This is a genomic window from Streptomyces sp. NBC_01439, from assembly GCF_036227605.1.
Taxonomy (GTDB): domain Bacteria; phylum Actinomycetota; class Actinomycetes; order Streptomycetales; family Streptomycetaceae; genus Streptomyces.
Window position 1 is genome coordinate 3,555,432 of the sequence record NZ_CP109487.1, and the last position, 15,257, is coordinate 3,570,688.

The following is a 15,257-nucleotide window of genomic DNA, read 5'->3' on the forward strand; positions in this document are numbered from 1 at the left end:
TGCGCGATCTCACTTCCCGCACGCATGTGCGTTTTGCGGGATCTCCTGACGGCCACCGCCCTGCACTGGCTGCACAGCGAGGACCTGGCCGTGCTCTACGGGCAGCTCGCACCGCTGCTGGCCCCCGGCGGGGTGTTCATGAACGCCGACCACATGCCCGAACCGGCCACCCCGCGCATCAACGCCGCCGAGCGCGCCCACCGGCACGCCGGCATGGACCGGGCCAAGTCGGCCGGGGCGGTGGACTGGCGCGAGTGGTGGGACCTGGCGGGCGCCGACCCGGCGCTGACCGAGCACGTGAAGCGGCGCTTCGAGATCTACGGGGAGCACGCGGACGGCGACACCCCCTCCGAGGCCTGGCACGCCGAGACCCTGCGCGCCGCCGGCTTCGCTGAGGCCCGTACGGTCTGGCGCTCCCCCTCGGACGCGCTGGTCCTAGGTCTGAAGTAGGGACCCGAAATGACTGAGGGGCGGTACGGGATCCCGTACCGCCCCTCGTCCGTCCGCGGGTGCAGGCCACTGCACCTCGGAGCAACAGGACCTCTGCGTAACTGCACCTCGGAGTAACCGCACCTCCGGGCTACAGCACCTTGGAGAGGAACGCCTTCGTGCGGTCGTGCTGGGGGTTGCCCAGGACCTCGCGGGGGTGGCCCGACTCGACGACCACGCCGCCGTCCATGAAGACGAGGTTGTCGCCGACCTCGCGGGCGAAGCCCATCTCGTGCGTGACCACGATCATGGTCATGCCCGATTCGGCCAGGTCCCGCATGACGTCGAGGACGTCACCGACCAGCTCCGGGTCGAGCGCCGAGGTGGGCTCGTCGAAGAGCATCAGCTTCGGCTCCATGGCCAGCGCGCGGGCGATCGCCACGCGCTGCTGCTGGCCGCCGGAGAGCTGGGTGGGGTAGTTCCCGCCCTTGTCACCGAGACCGACGCGGTCCAGGAGCTTGATGGCGCGCTCGCGCGCCACCGCCTTGGACTCGCCCTTGACCATGACCGGGGCTTCCATCACGTTCTCGATGGCCGTCATGTGCGGGAAGAGGTTGAAGCGCTGGAAGACCATGCCGATGTCCCGCCGCTGCGCCGCGACCTCGCTGTCCTTCAGCTCGTAGAGCTTGTCGCCCTTCTGGCGGTAGCCGACGAGGTCCCCGTCGACGTACAGCCGTCCGGCGTTGATCTGCTCCAGGTGGTTGATGCACCGCAGGAAGGTCGACTTGCCGGAGCCGGACGGGCCGACCAGACAGAAGACCTCACGCGGGGCGACCTCCAGGTCGATTCCCTTGAGGATGTGCGCCGCACCGTAGGACTTGTGGACGCCCTCGGCCTTCACCATGGCAGTCGTCATCAGGCCACCGCCTTGCGGTTCGAGAAGCTGGACAGTTTCGCCTTGATCTTCTGCAGCGGTGTCGGCGGCAGCGAGCGGAGCGCACCACGGGCGTAACGGCGCTCCAGGTAGTACTGGCCGACGCTGAACACCGAGGTCAGGGCGAGGTACCAGATCGACGCGACGAAGAACATCTCCATCACCGCGAACGAGGTCGAGGCAATGTCCTGGGCGGCGCGCAGCAGGTCGAAGTACTGCACGGCGACCACGAGCGACGAGGTCTTGAGCATGTTGATGAACTCGTTGCCCGACGGCGGCACGATCACGCGCATGGCCTGCGGCAGTACGACGCGGCGCATCGTCTGCGTGCGGGTCATGCCGAGCGCGTGCGAGGCCTCGGTCTGGCCCTCGTCGACCGACTGGATGCCGGCGCGGACGATCTCCGCCATGTACGCGCCCTCGTTCAGGCCCAGACCCAGCAGGGCGGCCAGGAACGGGGTCATGACCTGGGTCATCTCGTCCTTGTAGAACCCGAGGTTCAGGATCGGGAAGATCAGGGCGAGGTTGAACCAGATCAGCAGCTGCACGTACACCGGGGTGCCGCGGAACAGCCAGATGTAGAACCAGGCGATCGTGCTGGTCACCGGGTTCTTCGAGAGCCGCATGACGGCGAAGAGGATGCCGAGGACCAGGCCCAGGGCCATCGAGGTGATGCTGATCCAGACCGTGTTGACGACACCGCGCAGGATCGACGGGTCGAACAGCTTCTCCGGAACGGTCGCCCAGCGCACGTTGCCCTGCGAGAAGGCGAAGACGAGCGCCACGACCAGGCCGATGACGACCACGGCGCTGATCCAGCGGCCGTAGTGGCGCACCGGGATGGCCTTGATGGCCTCGGGGGGGACGGCCCCGGCCGGCGGGTTGTCCGCCGGGCCCGGGACCTTGTCGAGCTTGTCAGTCACAGTGACTGCCCTTCAGTGTGCTGCGGTGGTACGCGGAGGTCAGGAACCGGCGTTGATCTTGGCCTCGGTCACGGCGCCGGAGCCCGCGTTCCACTTCTCCAGGGCGGCCTTGTAGGTGCCGTCCTTGATGACCGCGTCAAGGGCTTCCTTGAGCGCGTCGCGCAGCTCGGTGTTCTTCTTGTCCACCGCGATGCCGAAGAGGCCGGCGTCGGTCGGGTTGGCGATGGCCTCGAAGTCGTTGCCGCCACCGGCGGTCTGCGCGATGTACGCGGCGACCGGGGAGTCGTTCAGGTCGGCGGCGGCGCCACCGGCCTTCACGCGGGTCTGGGCCTCGGCGTCGGTCGGGAAGGACTCGATCTTGAGCTCGCCCTTGCCGTCCGTCTTGCACTTCTCGGCCTGGGTCTTGGCGGACTCCTCGTACGTGGTGCCGCGCTGGACGGCGACCGTCTTGCCGCACAGGTCGTCGAGGGTCTTGATGTTCTGGGGGTTGCCCTTCTTGACCAGGATGCCGGTCGACGCGGAGAAGTAGTCGACGAAGTCGACACCGGCACCGGTCTTGGCGCCCTTGTCGTCCAGGCCCTCCTGACGGGCCTTGGTGTCGGTGAGCGAGGACATGACCAGGTCGCTGCGGCCCGTCTGCATGCTGCCGATCAGCGTGTCGAAGGTGCCGGACTCGAACTTGAACTGCACGCCGAGCTGCTTGGCCAGGGCCGCCGCCACGTCGGGGTCGACACCGACGATCTTGCCGCCCTCGGTGAACTCCATCGGCGCGTAGGTGGCGTCCGTGCCGACCTTGATGACACCCGCGTCCTGGATCTTCTTCGGGAGCTTGGCGAAGAGCGGCGCGCTGCTGTTGGCGGCCGAGCCCGACGGGGTGCTGGAGGCCTTGTCGGTCTGGTCACCACAACCGGTGAGGATCAGGGCGCCCGCGACCGCGATCGCGCCGACCGCGGCGATCCGGGACCGTGCAGCGGTCGTACGACGGGTGGTGCTAGCGGTCATGGCTTGGTTCCTCCGGCGCTGGTGGAAAAGCAACGAAAAACGGTCGAACACGCACCATCGAGTGTCGCGACCTTGTGTGATTACGGCATCTTGCCATTCGGACTGAGACATTCAGGGTGCCCGTCAGGTCAAAATCGCATAACGGGCGCCCCGGGTAGCCCAACAGGACTGCGGAGAACGGGGTTCGAGGCCGCAGATACTGCTGTGACCTGCTGTTTTTGCCGCAGTTTCTACGGGGCGTCTCGCCCACTGGACGGCAAGGTTTGGACTTTTCGCCAAAAGCCGGGCAGGGGACCTACAGTTGAGCGGGAATCGACTCGTCTGGGCGAGCGTTCTTCGGGTAGAACAGATCCTTACACCCCTCATCCGGGGCTCAGGGCGCGCGTGCGGCGCGCCCGCGCGTACGAACCTCCCCTTCGCGGAGACGGGCCAACCGTTGACGCGGAGTACGGACGCGGTGCCCGCCCACCCCTTAACCAGGAGTGGCCACCCTCAACGAACAAAAGGAATTAAGGGGTCACACGAAGTGGCAGCGGAGATCGTCAACCCTCGCAGCGACAGCGCGACGGACAACAACCCCGACGCGGTGTTCGCACTGCACCGGGGCGGCAAGATGGCCATCCAGGCCACGGTTCCGGTGAACGACAAGGACGACCTGTCCCTGGCGTACACGCCGGGCGTGGCGAAGGTGTGCACCGCCATCGCCGAGCAGCCGGAGCTGGTGAACGAGTACACCTGGAAGTCCAACGTGGTCGCCGTCGTCACCGACGGCACGGCCGTGCTCGGCCTCGGTGACATCGGCCCGGAAGCCTCCCTCCCCGTGATGGAGGGCAAGGCCATCCTCTTCAAGCAGTTCGGTGGTGTGGACGCGGTTCCGATCGCGCTCGCCACCAAGGACACGGACGAGATCGTCGAGACGGTCATCCGTCTGGCCCCGTCCTTCGGCGGGGTCAACCTGGAGGACATCTCGGCGCCCCGCTGCTTCGAGATCGAGCGCCGCCTCCAGGAGGCGCTGGACATCCCGATCTTCCACGACGACCAGCACGGCACGGCCATCGTGACGCTGGCCGCGCTGCGCAACGCCGCCAAGCTCACCGGTCGCACCCTCGGCGACCTGCGCGCCGTGATCTCGGGCGCGGGCGCGGCGGGCATCGCCATCGCCAAGATCCTGGTGGACGCGGGCATCGGCGACGTCTGCGTCACCGACCGCAAGGGCGTCGTGTCCGCGGACCGCTCCGACCTGACGGACGTCAAGGCGGAGATCGCGGGCCTGACCAACAAGACCGGCCAGACGGGCTCCCTGGAGACCGCGCTGAACGGCGCGGACGTCTTCATCGGCGTCTCCGGCGGCTCCGTCGCCGAGGAGGCGGTGGCCACCATGGCGAAGGACGCGTTCGTCTTCGCCATGGCCAACCCGAACCCGGAGGTCCACCCGGACGTCGCGCACAAGTACGCGGCGGTCGTGGCCACGGGCCGTTCGGACTTCCCGAACCAGATCAACAACGTGCTGGCGTTCCCGGGCATCTTCGCGGGTGCCTTCAAGGTGCGCGCCACCCGGATCACCGAGGGCATGAAGATCGCCGCCGCCGACGCCATCGCCGGTGTCGTGGGTGACGAGCTCGCCGCCGACTACGTGATCCCGTCGCCGTTCGACGAGCGCGTGGCCGAGGCCGTCGCCACGGCCGTGGCCGCCGCGGCCAAGGCCGACGGTGTGGCCCGCCTCGTCTGAGACCGGACCTGACCGCACCTGAGCAGTACGTCAAGAGGCCCGACCGGATCCCCTCCGGCCGGGCCTCTGCCGTTCCGCCGCCCTTCCGCGCGGCGCCCGGGCGGCACGGAAAGGCAGAGGCCCGCGGGCCCCGGCCGGGCCGGGTGCGACGAAGACCTCACCCGTGCGGTCGCGGGAGGTCTGGAACCGGGCCCTACCGAGCGGTAGCGTCGCCGCATGTTCGCTGCCTACGCCGCCCGAATCGACCGTGACCAGCCGCTGAACGGCCTCGTGCTGGGCGACCGCCCGGCCCCCGAGGCCAGGCCCGGCTGGGTGACCGTGAACGTCAAGGCCGCCTCCCTCAACCACCACGACCTGTGGTCGCTGCGCGGAGTCGGCCTCGGCGAGGAAAGACTCCCGATGATCCTCGGCTGCGACGCCGCCGGGATCGACCAGGACGGCAACGAGGTCGTCCTGCACTCCGTGATCGGCCAGAGCGGCCACGGGGTCGGCCCGGACGAGCCCCGCTCGATCCTGACCGAGCGCTACCAGGGGACCTTCGCCGAGCAGGTGACCGTCCCCGCCTGGAACGTGCTGCGCAAGCCCGCCGAACTCTCCTTCGAGGAGGCCGCCTGCCTTCCGACGGCCTGGCTGACGGCGTACCGGATGCTGTTCACCAACGCCGGGGTCCGCCCCGGTGACTCCGTCCTGGTGCAGGGGGCCGGCGGCGGTGTCGCGACTGCTGCGATCGCCCTCGGCAAGGCGGCCGGCCTGCGGGTGTTCGCCACGAGCCGGGACGAGGCCAAGCGCAAGCGGGCCGTGGAGCTGGGCGCGGTGGAGGCGCTCGAGCCCGGCGCGCGGCTGCCACAGCGGGTGGACGCGGTGATCGAGACGGTGGGCGCCGCCACCTGGTCGCACTCCGTGAAGTCCTTGCGCCCGGGCGGGACCCTGGTGATCTCCGGCGCGACGAGCGGCGACCGCCCCGCGCACGCCGAGCTGACCCGGATCTTCTTCCTGGAGCTGAAGGTCGTCGGCTCGACGATGGGCTCGAAGGACGAGCTGGAGGACCTGCTCGCCTTCTGCGCGACCACCGGGCTGCGGCCTGTCATCGACGAGGTGCTGCCGCTGGACCGGGCGCGGGAGGGATTCGAGAAGCTCGCGGCGGGCGACCTCTTCGGCAAGATCGTCCTCACCCCCTGACGCGCCCCGACGCTCCCCGACACTCCTTGATGTCAACCGGGGTTGACGAGCCTCTCGCGTCAACCTACATTGACATGCATGACCGAAGCCACTGATCTCGCCGAGCGGGCCGGTGACCGTGACCCGCGCGTGGGCCTGCGTGCCGTGGCCGCCCTCCGGAGGCTGCTGGAGCAGCTGGAGGCCGTACAGGTACGCAGCGCCCGCGCGCAGGGGTGGTCCTGGCAGGAGATCGCGGCCGAGCTGGGCGTCAGCCGGCAGGCCGTGCACAAGAAGTACGGGAGGCTCTGATGTTCGAACGCTTCACCCGCGACGCCCGGTCGACCGTGACCGGGGCGGTGACCGAGGCCCGGCAGAACGGGGCCCCCACCGTCACCGAGGAGCACCTGCTGCTCTCCCTACTGGCCCTGGGCGTCCTGGACCCGCTCGGCGTGGACCGCACGGCGGTCGCCGCCGACCTCACGGCGGCCCGCCGCCGTGGCGGTATGTCCAGGGCGGACGAGGAGGCGCTGGCCGGACTCGGCATCGACCTCACCGAGGTCCTCTCCCGCATCGAGGAGACCCACGGCCCGGGCGCCCTCGCGGCCCCCGCGCCCCGCAGGCGGACCCTGGGCGCCTCGATCCGCTCGGCCCTGGGGCGCACCGAGCCGGACGGGAGCGGCCACGTCCCCTTCACCGAGGAGGCGAAGAAGGTGCTCGAGCAGTCCCTGCGCATCGCACTGGGCCGCAAGGACAACCACATCGGCACCCTGCACCTGCTGCTGGCCCTGATCTCCCGCCCCGGCACCGTCTCCGAGGTCCTGTCGGACCACGGCGTCACCTACGGCACGGCCGAAACGGCCCTGGCAGCCTGACACCGGCCCCACTCATCCAGCCCCGCCGGCGTTCGAGGCGCGGGGTCCGGGGCGGAGCCCCGGCAGCGGCGCCGCGGGCGGGCTACGACCTGGCCCCGAACGTGGTTCCCAGCCGACCGCTGGCCGCCTTGAGGTGCCCGCGGGCCTCGGCCACCTGGTCCGCGGTCACCCCGCGGTCCCGCGCCGCGTCGCGGACCTCGTCGCGGAAACGGTCCAGCAGCCGGTCCAGGTCACGGGCCGGGTCGCCGGTGGGCACCAGGTCTGCGGCCCAGTCCGCGTCCGCCGCCGCCCAGTCGGTGTCCCCCGCCGCGTCCGGCGCCCCCGCCGAGGACGTGGCCTGCGTACCGCCCCCGAGCCAGGCTCCGGCCAGGCTGCCCAGGACGCCGCCGGACTTGGCGAACTGCTCCTGGAGCTGGCCCGCGATGCGCTGGACCTCCTCGCGGGCCCGCTCCTGGGCCTCCTTGGCCTGGCGGCGGGCCTGCTGCGCCTCCTCGCGGGCGCGGCGGCTCTCGTCCTTCGCCCGGCGCGCCTGTTCCTTCCACTCCTGCCGCGCCTTGCGCAGGTCCTCCTTGGCGGCCTTCCAGGACTCGTCCTCGACCTGGGTCGCCGACGCCGACGCCGCGGCCCGCATCTCGCGGCGCAGGTCTCCCGCCGCGCCCCGCACGTCGTCGCGGATCTCGGCGGCGAGCTCGGTGACCGAGTCGCGGATCTCCAGCTCCAGGTCGGCCAGTTCGCCGCCCCGGTCGGCCAGTTCGGCCCGGCCGGCGTCGGTGATCGAGTACACCTTGCGCCCGCCCTCGGTGGCGTGCGTGACCAGCCCCTCGGCCTCCAGCTTCGCCAGCCGCGGGTACACGGTGCCCGCGGACGGCGCGTACAGGCCCTGGAAGCGCTCCTCCAGCAGGCGGATCACCTCGTACCCGTGGCGCGGGGCCTCGTCCAGCAGCTTGAGGAGGTACAGGCGGAGTCGGCCGTGGGCGAAGACGGGCGGCATGTCAGAGCACCTTCTTGTCGAGCGCGAGGGGGGCGGCGGGGCGGTCCGCGTCGGCCTGCGGGCGGCGCAGCAGGGCGATCGAGCCGGAGACCGTGGTCGCCCGCAGGGTGCCGGCGCCGGAACCGAGGGTTCCGGTGATCCGCTTGGCACCCATCTGGCCGGAGACCCGCAGGTCCTCGAAGGCGTTGGAGACGCGGCCGGTGGCGGTGTTGGCCTCGACCTTGGCGTCGGCGGGGTGCGGGAGACGGATCGCGACCTGCCCGGAGACGGAATTGAGGAAGATGTCCACCGGCTTCGGGTCGGCGGGGTCCGCCGCGAGGTCGATGAGCATGTCGCCGCTGACCGAGTCCGCCCGCACATTGCCGCCGGAGCCGTCGACCACCGTCAGGCCGCCGGAGACGGAGTGGAAGCCGAACTCGCCGGAGACGGACTGGGCCTCGACGCCGCCGGAGACGGTGTGCGCCTTGACCCGGCCGGACAGCCCGACCAGCGTGGCGTCGCCGGAGACCCCGTTGACGTCGGTGCCGCCGGAGATGCCGGAAACGAAGACGGCGGCGCCGACCGCGGCGACGTGGACCTGGGTGGCGGCGGGCACGGTGAGGGTGATCGCGACGCTGCGCTCCCAGGCCTTGCGGCCGGAGGCGGAACCGGCCCAGGCCTTCCAGGGCTTCGTCTCGAACCACTGCTTGAGGCCCTGGGAGCCGTTCCAGGGCAGGTCCTCGTAGGACACGGTGAGCGTGCCGCCGTCCTGCACGACGTACAGCGGCGGCCCGTCCACCTCGGTCACCTCCAAGCGGGCCGGGCCCTCCTCAGCGGCGACCACGTTCACCGTGCCGCTCACGAGGCGGACGCGGAGCTCGGTCACCGGCTCCTCGAAGGTGAGCTTCTGCGGTTCGTCGAAGTGCCATGTCGACGGCGACGGCGACGACTCGGGCGACTGCTCTGCCATGGTGCTGATCCTCCTCGTGCGTTCACGGACCGGGCTCGACGCACGCAACATATCGCGTCTTCTGTTAACACGATATATCGCGGTTGAACGAAGTCAAGCGCCCTTCCGAAACCCCACGGTTCGGGGTGTTTTGCACTATTGTGTGCGCATGTCAATATCCAGGGCCGCGACCGGCGGAATGCTGCTCTGCCGTGCCGAACCCCTTGCCGTCCGGCCCCCGGCACACCTGTTGCGCGTACGCCTGCTGCTCGCCCCGGCGGGCGCGTGGAGCGTGCTCGTCCCCGAGGACAAGCCGTGGCGGGACGGCCCGGAGACCGTGATGGAGGTCCTCTCGGGCTGGGGCTCGGCGATCGCGCTCGGTACCGACCGGCCGGTGCTGAGCCTGTGGTGGGAGGGCGGCCGGACCGGATTCGCCCTGGCCGGCGGGTTCCGGCGGACCGTCTCCTACGCGTGGGACGTGACCGGGCGCCCGGCCGGCGAGCCCGATGCCATGCGCGCCCTGTCGGCGCGGCTCGGCCTGGACCCCGTACTCGACCTGGAGGAACTGGAGCGCCTCACCCGCCCCGGCAGCGACCCCGCCGTGGACGGGGAGGCCCGGCTGCTCGCGCTGGTCGCCCTGCTCTCGCGCGCCGGACTCGCCCTGCCGCCCGGGCTCGCCCCGGGCGAACCGGCCGACCGGCTGCGGGCTGCGGCCCGGGTGGCTCCCGGCGTGGAGACGCTGGAGTGGTCGGGCTGGCGCGACGCGGTACGGGCCGAGCTCGACGCGGTGGAACGGGGCCCGCTCGGCCGGTGGGTCCGCGGCCCGCGGGCCCGACTGTTGGGCGCGGCCCACGTGGCGGCCGGCGCGCCCCTGCTGGCCTGAGCGGTCCGCCGCCGCAGCCCGGGCTGGGCGACGGCCGGTGCGGTCCTGCTGGCGCACGGGACCGCGACCCTGGCGTACGACCGGGCCCGGGCGCGACACCCGACCTAAGGGCGGTGCCGGGCCCGGGCGGGGGGTCAGGGGGCCGTGGGCGGCAGCTCCTTGATCCGGTCGACGACCGTCCGGGTCATGACGGCGCTGGTGTACACGACCGTGCCGGGCTTGATCAGGCCCTGTTCGCCGGCCTCGCCCTGTACCTGGACGCTGCGCTCGCCGAGGAAGGTGAGGGTCTGCCGGTCGAAGATCCACTCCACGCGCTGGCCGGAGTGCTCGTCGAGCCGGGCGACCGCGACGCCGCTGCGGCCCGCGGCGTCGACCGCCTCGTCGACCGTCACCACGCCGGGGATCTTCGCCGCCGCCTTGTAGAGCGCGGTCGTGAGCTCGGCCGGCGGGTAGCTGGAGCGCAGCAGGTCGCCGATCGTGGTGAAGGCCTCCTGGTCGGGGCCGTTGCCCATGCCCTTGGTCTCCTCGTAGATCCGTCGGAGCAGCACGTCGGGATCGGTGGGCAGCGCGGCGAGGTAGTCGTAGGTGGGCGCGTTCAGGTACGGCGTCGGGGTGTTGCCCTTCTCGTCGGGGCCCGCCAGGGTCACGCCCTCCGGTCCGGTGTTGCCGGGCTCGATCAGCCAGCCCTTGGTGCCGTCCGGGGAGTTCCACTGGTGGCGCACGTGCAGCGGCAGGCTGACCAGGGTGCTCTTCTTGCCCACGGTCTTCACGTAGGTGTTGGCCGTCTTGCTGCCGATGTAGACGAACTGGTCCGCGCGCACGGCCGGGCCGGAGACCGAAGCGGAGGCCAGCGAGATCCGGTCCAGGAGCTGCGGCGCCCCCTTGGGGTCGGCGGTGCCGATCCGGGTGGTCAGCGCCGGGCCCGTGGCGATCGTGGAGCCGGGTCCGTCCGCGGCGCCCCGGTCCACGTAGGAGAGGAAGCCGACGGCGAGCGCTCCGGCCAGCGCGAAGGCGGCGGCGGGCACGAGGACCGCCCGGCGCAGGAACGGGTTGCGCGACCCGGCGGCACGGGCGGGGGCGGTCCGGGCGGGGACCGAGGTGGCGGTGTCGGCGGCTCGGAGGTCTTCGTGGATCTGGGCCATCAGGCGCTCCTTGTGGAACTGGTGGCGGCCCGCGGGCAGTTCCCGTTCGGCGAACGGCGCAAGGAGCGGGTGCTCCTCCTGGCCGGCCGGGCGGGGCCGGGAGAGGTCGGGGTTCATCGGGTTCCTTCCTGTGCGGACCGGACCGTGTTCGTGCGGTCGCCATGTGTCTGTCGGGGCCGGGCCGCGAGTTCCCGGTTTTTCTTCTTCATTTCTGTTTCAGCGAGTTTGCGTAGCTTCGTACGGGCGCGGGACAGCCTGGAACGGACGGTTCCGACCGGGATGCCGAGGACCCGGGCGACCTCCGCGTACTCCAGTCCCTCGCCCAGGCACAACAGGAGGACCTCGCGCTCGGGTCCGCGCAGCGCACTCAACTGCCCGAGCGTGGCCGCGATCTGCCGCCGGTCGTCCAACCGGCCGGCCACCTCCTCGGCGTGGTCGGGCACGGAGGCGGCGCCGGCCGCCGCCGTGGCGGCGGCAGCGGCGGCCCGATAGCGCCGGTTGCTGCGGCAGTGGTTGCGGGCGAGGTTGGTGGCGATGCCCAGGAGCCAGGGCCGCAGCGAGCCGCCTTCGGGGTCGATCGCGGCGCGCAGCCGCCACGCCTCCAGGAAGGCGGCCGACATGACGTCCTCCGCGGCGGCCCAGTCGCCGGTCATCCGGAAGGCGTGGTTGTAGAGGGTGCGGGCGTAGCTGTCGAACAGCTCCGCGTAGGCGTCCGGATCTCCGGACCGCACCCGGGTTCGCATCTCTGTCGTCACTCCTGTCGGCTGTCCGGCACCCGGGGCGGAGTTCCCGTGACCTGCGTCACGTCCGTCGCGGAGCGGACGGCCGCCCGCGGGGCGTCGGCCCGATCCGGAAGGGGCAGCGATCCGGAAGGGACAGCCTAGGAGGGGGCGGACCCGGGGCGCCGGGTCAGGCCACCTCCAGCAGCGGGCTCGCGTGGTGGTGGAGCCAGGCCCGGTACGGGGGCGTGCGCAGGGCGGCCTCGCGATAGGCGGCGCGCAGGTCCTCGTAGACCTCCGCGTGCGCGCCCGGTCTGGTGGCCAGCAGCAGGCGCACGGCGAGGGGGTCCCCGCAGAGCGGCCGGATCGCCATGTCTTCGCGCGGCCCGGAGGTCGGCTGGCACGGGGCGACCGCCTCGCCGGAGATGATCAGCGAGGTCGCCGTGTGGTAGTCGGCGTGGAGCACCGGCGGGTCGAGTCCGGCCCCGGCGAAGACCCGGCGCAGGCCGTCCCACTCACCGTCGACCGAGGGGTCGACCATCCAGCGGTCGGCGGCCAGGTCCCGTAAGGAGACCACCGCCTGCCCGGCGGCCGGATGGTCCCGGGACATCGACACGAACTGCGGTTCCCGTTCCATCAGCACGTGCATCTGCAGTCCGGGCGGCACCCGCAGCGGACTGCCCTCCACCTCGTGCACGAACGCCACGTCCAGCTGTCCCGCGGCCACCATCCGCAGCAGTGCGTTGGCGGAGACGTCGACGACGAGCGAGGTCTCGGTGTCCGGGAGCCGCCGGTGGATCCGCCGCAGCCAGCCCGGCAGCGCGCTGCTGGCGGTGGAGCCGATGCGCAGCCGCGATGCGTGGGCCAGTTCGCGGGCCTCCGCCACCAGCGCGGCCATCTCGGCGAGCAGCGGGCGGGCCCGGCCCAGGACGGTCCGGCCGAAGGGGGTGGGCCGGCAGCCGGTCCGCTCGCGCAGGAACAGCTCGCCGTCGAGGGCCCGTTCGATGCGGCGTAGCTGGGTCGTCAGGGAGGGTTGGCTCACGCCGAGTTGCCGGGCGGCCTTGTGCAGGCTTCCGGCGTCGGCGATGGCGCACAGCGCGCGCAGGTGCCTGACCTCAAGCTCCATCCTCCGAGGGTAGGCCGCCCCCTGCTGACCGCACCAGCCACCGATAGCCCCCCGAATCCCGCCATTCTCACGCTAGTTGGGCTGCCGAAATCTCCCCGATAGGCCCGCGCTATCGGGGAGTGACATCATCCGCCGGGCACCTCGGCTCCCGCAGACTCCGGTTCGAAAGACCACCCCCCACCGCACCGGACGAGTAGGAGCTCCCCCACATGCGCCACTCCCGTAAGGCCATGCTGGCCACCACCGTCGGCCTCGGCCTCGCCGCCACCCTTGGTGTCGTCCCCACCGCCACCGCCGCGCCCGCCCCCGTCGGAAACGCCGTGAGCTACGCCACCTACGAGCGTTCGCCGGAGAACGCGGCCGCCAACGCCGCCTTCTTCGAGGCCGTGCAGCGCGCGGTCGCCGAGCAGCGCGCCGCGAACCCCGGCGCCCTGGCCGTGACCGTCACGTACAACACCCGCAGCGCCCCGAGCTTCCGCACCCAGATAGCCCGCTCCACCCAGATCTGGAACGGCTCGGTGTCCAACGTCAAGTTGCAGGAGGTGTCCTCGGGCGGGAACTTCTCGTACCGCGAGGGCAACGACTCACGCGGCTCGTACGCGAGCACGGACGGGCACGGACGGGGTTACATCTTCCTCGACTACCGGCAGAACCAGCAGTACAACTCCACCCGGGTGACGGCGCACGAGACCGGCCACGTGCTGGGTCTGCCGGACCACTACTCGGGTCCGTGCAGCGAGCTGATGTCGGGCGGCGGCCCGGGCACCTCGTGCACGAACGCCAACCCGAACTCCGCCGAGCGCGCACGGGTCAACCAGCTCTGGGCCAACGGCTTCGCCTCCGGTCTGGGTGCGAAGGACCTCGCCGCCAAGGGCTGAGTCACCGCTCCTCGGGATCCGCGTGATCGGGGCAGTCGGGGTTCCGGCAGGGACCCCGACCCCACACCGGGATGAAGATCCCGAGGGACTTGCGCCGCCTGACCACCGTGTCGACGCGGCGCCCGCACGCCGGGCACGTCTGCTGCTCGTGCCCGGCCTGCGGGGCCACCGTCTCGTGCGCGTGGTGCTGCTGTTCACCGGCCATACCTCCACGGTAGGCCGGTTCCGTGCGTTCGGCGGGTCAGCTCCTGCTGACGGCGTACGTGCTGATGATCTGGCCGCCGCCGAAGGTCTTGACCCCGGTGAGCTCCAGGAGGCGCACGTCGAAGCCGGCGCGGGACATCGGCATGCCGGTGCCCGCGAAGACCGGGTAGGTCTTGACGATGATCTCGTCGATCTCGTCGATCAGCTGGGTGGCGAGGTCCGCGCCGCCGCAGAGCCAGATGCCGAGGCCGTCCCGGGCCTTGAGCTCGCGCACCTCGGCGACCAGGTCGCCGCCGATCAGCCGGACCTGCGGGTCCGGCGCGGTGGCGAGGGAGCGCGAGACGACGTACTGCTCGGGCAGGTGGCCGTAGGGGCTGGTCATGCCCGCCTTGAGGCCCGGCTCGTAGGTGTTGCGCCCCATGATCACCGCGTCGAAGCGCTTGGGCGCGGCGTCGGCGATCCCGAGGTGGGCGCGCCCCTGCGCCGAGATGGTCTCGGGGTACTCGGCCACCAGGTGCCCGAGGAACTCGGGGTCCACGTGGCCGTAGAAGAAATCGCCGTCGCCGTCCGGGGCACCGATGAACCCGTCGACGGTCGTGGCGATGAAGTACGTGAGCTTGCGCAAGCGATTCTCTTCCACTGGGCAGTGCCACCACACCGGGGCACGTCGCACAAAGTACTTCGCCTGAAGTGGTTACGCAAGGACCATCGCCCCGGACGGGACCGCGACGCTCAGCCCCGCGGCTTGCGCCACATCGGCCACATCAGCGGCCCGTCCGGAAGCCGTACCGCCTCCCCCGTGAACTCCCAGCCCAGCCGTTCGTAGAGCCCCTTACTGCGTCCGCTGCTCGCCTCCAGATACGCCGGCACGCCCTCGCGGTCGCAGCGCTCCAGCACCGGCCGGATCAGCTCGCTCCCCAGCCCCTGCCCCTGCCGGCCCGGGGCGACCGCGATCATCAGCAAGTACTCGTGCTCCTCCGCCGTCGGGTGCACCGCGCCCGTGAGGCGCCCGACCAGCTCGCACCGCTCGTTGTCCGGGTCGGCCGCGGCCCGCATCCGGGCCGGGACCTCGTCCTCGACGGGCTCCCCCTCCGGGTCACCGGCCGGGATCCGCAGCCACAGCGCGGCGGCCGAGCCGTCCACGGCGTAGTCGATCCGGCCCTCCTCCAGCGCCACGTCCACGAAGACGCCCAGGAACTTCCCGTGCACCGCGGCCCGGTGGTCCGGGTCCGGGAAGACCCAGCTGCTCACCGGGTCGGTGCGGAAGGCCTCGTCGAGCAATCCCGCCACCGCGTCCCGGTCCGACTGATCCGCCTGACGTATCTCCAGCGCCACTGGT

16 protein-coding genes and 2 pseudogenes are annotated in these 15,257 nt (G+C 71.4%); 7 read left to right on the plus strand and 11 right to left on the minus strand.

The annotated features are described in order from the left end of the window. Nucleotides 1-42 precede the first annotated feature (42 nt). Nucleotides 43-450: pseudogene (locus tag OG207_RS15320) on the plus strand (SAM-dependent methyltransferase); the annotation flags it as partial. Nucleotides 451-580: 130 nt separating this feature from the next. Here the strand turns inward: OG207_RS15320 and OG207_RS15325 are convergent. The 3 genes from OG207_RS15325 to OG207_RS15335 are packed head-to-tail and all read right to left on the minus strand — an operon-like array spanning nt 581 to nt 3,288. Continuing rightward, the gene (locus tag OG207_RS15325; RefSeq protein ID WP_328788785.1) at nt 581-1,345 is read right to left on the minus strand and encodes an amino acid ABC transporter ATP-binding protein; all 765 of its coding nucleotides are present in this window, start codon (nt 1,343-1,345) and stop codon (nt 581-583) included. Beyond that, complete coding sequence (locus OG207_RS15330; protein ID WP_402697177.1) at nt 1,345-2,286, minus strand: amino acid ABC transporter permease; 942 nt, start codon at nt 2,284-2,286, stop codon at nt 1,345-1,347. The genes OG207_RS15325 and OG207_RS15330 overlap by 1 nt, the downstream gene beginning before the upstream one ends. A 39-nt stretch (nt 2,287-2,325) precedes the next feature. After that, nucleotides 2,326-3,288 (minus strand): ABC transporter substrate-binding protein, encoded by a 963-nt coding sequence (locus OG207_RS15335; protein WP_329099093.1) that lies wholly within the window; start codon nt 3,286-3,288, stop codon nt 2,326-2,328. Nucleotides 3,289-3,814: 526 nt separating this feature from the next. Between OG207_RS15335 and OG207_RS15340 the strand changes: the two genes are divergently transcribed. From OG207_RS15340 to OG207_RS15355, 4 genes are all read left to right on the plus strand, one after another. Beyond that, a complete protein-coding gene (locus tag OG207_RS15340) occupies nt 3,815-5,017 on the plus strand; it encodes an NAD(P)-dependent malic enzyme (RefSeq protein WP_384827995.1) in 1,203 nt (400 codons plus the stop codon). Nucleotides 5,018-5,233: 216 nt separating this feature from the next. Continuing rightward, the gene (locus OG207_RS15345; RefSeq protein ID WP_329099094.1) at nt 5,234-6,196 is read left to right on the plus strand and encodes a zinc-binding dehydrogenase; all 963 of its coding nucleotides are present in this window, start codon (nt 5,234-5,236) and stop codon (nt 6,194-6,196) included. A 78-nt stretch (nt 6,197-6,274) separates the two neighbouring features. Further along, nucleotides 6,275-6,484, plus strand: a complete 210-nt coding sequence (locus OG207_RS15350) for a helix-turn-helix domain-containing protein (RefSeq protein ID WP_030013034.1) — start codon at nt 6,275-6,277, stop codon at nt 6,482-6,484. Further along, nucleotides 6,484-7,047 (plus strand): Clp protease N-terminal domain-containing protein, encoded by a 564-nt coding sequence (locus tag OG207_RS15355; RefSeq protein WP_329099095.1) that lies wholly within the window; start codon nt 6,484-6,486, stop codon nt 7,045-7,047. Before OG207_RS15350 ends, OG207_RS15355 begins: the two co-directional genes overlap by 1 nt. Before the next feature lie 82 nt (nt 7,048-7,129). Here the strand turns inward: OG207_RS15355 and OG207_RS15360 are convergent, their stop codons facing one another. Together OG207_RS15360 and OG207_RS15365 are read right to left on the minus strand one after the other, a co-directional pair. Next, a complete protein-coding gene (locus OG207_RS15360) occupies nt 7,130-8,038 on the minus strand; it encodes a PadR family transcriptional regulator (RefSeq protein WP_329099096.1) in 909 nt (302 codons plus the stop codon). Between the two features lies 1 nt (nt 8,039). After that, nucleotides 8,040-8,987 carry a DUF4097 family beta strand repeat-containing protein gene (locus OG207_RS15365; RefSeq protein WP_329099097.1) on the minus strand — a complete coding sequence of 316 codons (948 nt, stop codon included), beginning with the start codon at nt 8,985-8,987 and terminating at the stop codon, nt 8,040-8,042. Nucleotides 8,988-9,135: 148 nt separating this feature from the next. Between OG207_RS15365 and OG207_RS15370 the strand changes: the two are divergent. Continuing rightward, a pseudogene (locus OG207_RS15370) lies at nt 9,136-9,957 on the plus strand (hypothetical protein). A gap of 26 nt (nt 9,958-9,983) precedes the next feature. Here the strand turns inward: OG207_RS15370 and OG207_RS15375 are convergent. The 3 genes from OG207_RS15375 to OG207_RS15385 all read right to left on the minus strand — a co-directional run bounded on the left by OG207_RS15375 (nt 9,984) and on the right by OG207_RS15385 (nt 12,836). Continuing rightward, on the minus strand, nt 9,984-11,108 hold the full coding sequence (locus OG207_RS15375; RefSeq protein ID WP_329099098.1) for a CU044_5270 family protein: 1,125 nt from the start codon (nt 11,106-11,108) through the stop codon (nt 9,984-9,986). Continuing rightward, nucleotides 11,105-11,734: an RNA polymerase sigma factor gene (locus OG207_RS15380; RefSeq protein WP_329099099.1), complete on the minus strand. Its 630-nt coding sequence runs from the start codon at nt 11,732-11,734 to the stop codon at nt 11,105-11,107. The genes OG207_RS15375 and OG207_RS15380 overlap by 4 nt, the downstream gene beginning before the upstream one ends. Nucleotides 11,735-11,900: 166 nt before the next feature. Next, nucleotides 11,901-12,836: a LysR family transcriptional regulator gene (locus tag OG207_RS15385; RefSeq protein WP_189972299.1), complete on the minus strand. Its 936-nt coding sequence runs from the start codon at nt 12,834-12,836 to the stop codon at nt 11,901-11,903. 209 nt (nt 12,837-13,045) lie between these two features. On the opposite strand from OG207_RS15385, the gene snpA reads away from it, so the two are divergent. Beyond that, nucleotides 13,046-13,714, plus strand: coding sequence for a snapalysin (snpA, locus tag OG207_RS15390; protein WP_329099100.1), 669 nt, complete (start codon nt 13,046-13,048; stop codon nt 13,712-13,714). 1 nt (nt 13,715) lies between these two features. Here the strand turns inward: snpA and OG207_RS15395 are convergent, their stop codons facing one another. The 3 genes from OG207_RS15395 to OG207_RS15405 all read right to left on the minus strand — a co-directional run bounded on the left by OG207_RS15395 (nt 13,716) and on the right by OG207_RS15405 (nt 15,253). Next, nucleotides 13,716-13,919: a hypothetical protein gene (locus OG207_RS15395; protein ID WP_327383332.1), complete on the minus strand. Its 204-nt coding sequence runs from the start codon at nt 13,917-13,919 to the stop codon at nt 13,716-13,718. Between the two features lie 36 nt (nt 13,920-13,955). Beyond that, the gene (locus OG207_RS15400) at nt 13,956-14,543 is read right to left on the minus strand and encodes a dihydrofolate reductase family protein (RefSeq protein ID WP_329099101.1); all 588 of its coding nucleotides are present in this window, start codon (nt 14,541-14,543) and stop codon (nt 13,956-13,958) included. Nucleotides 14,544-14,650: 107 nt separating this feature from the next. Continuing rightward, on the minus strand, nt 14,651-15,253 hold the full coding sequence (locus OG207_RS15405; RefSeq protein WP_329099102.1) for a GNAT family N-acetyltransferase: 603 nt from the start codon (nt 15,251-15,253) through the stop codon (nt 14,651-14,653). Nucleotides 15,254-15,257: the final 4 nt, after the last annotated feature.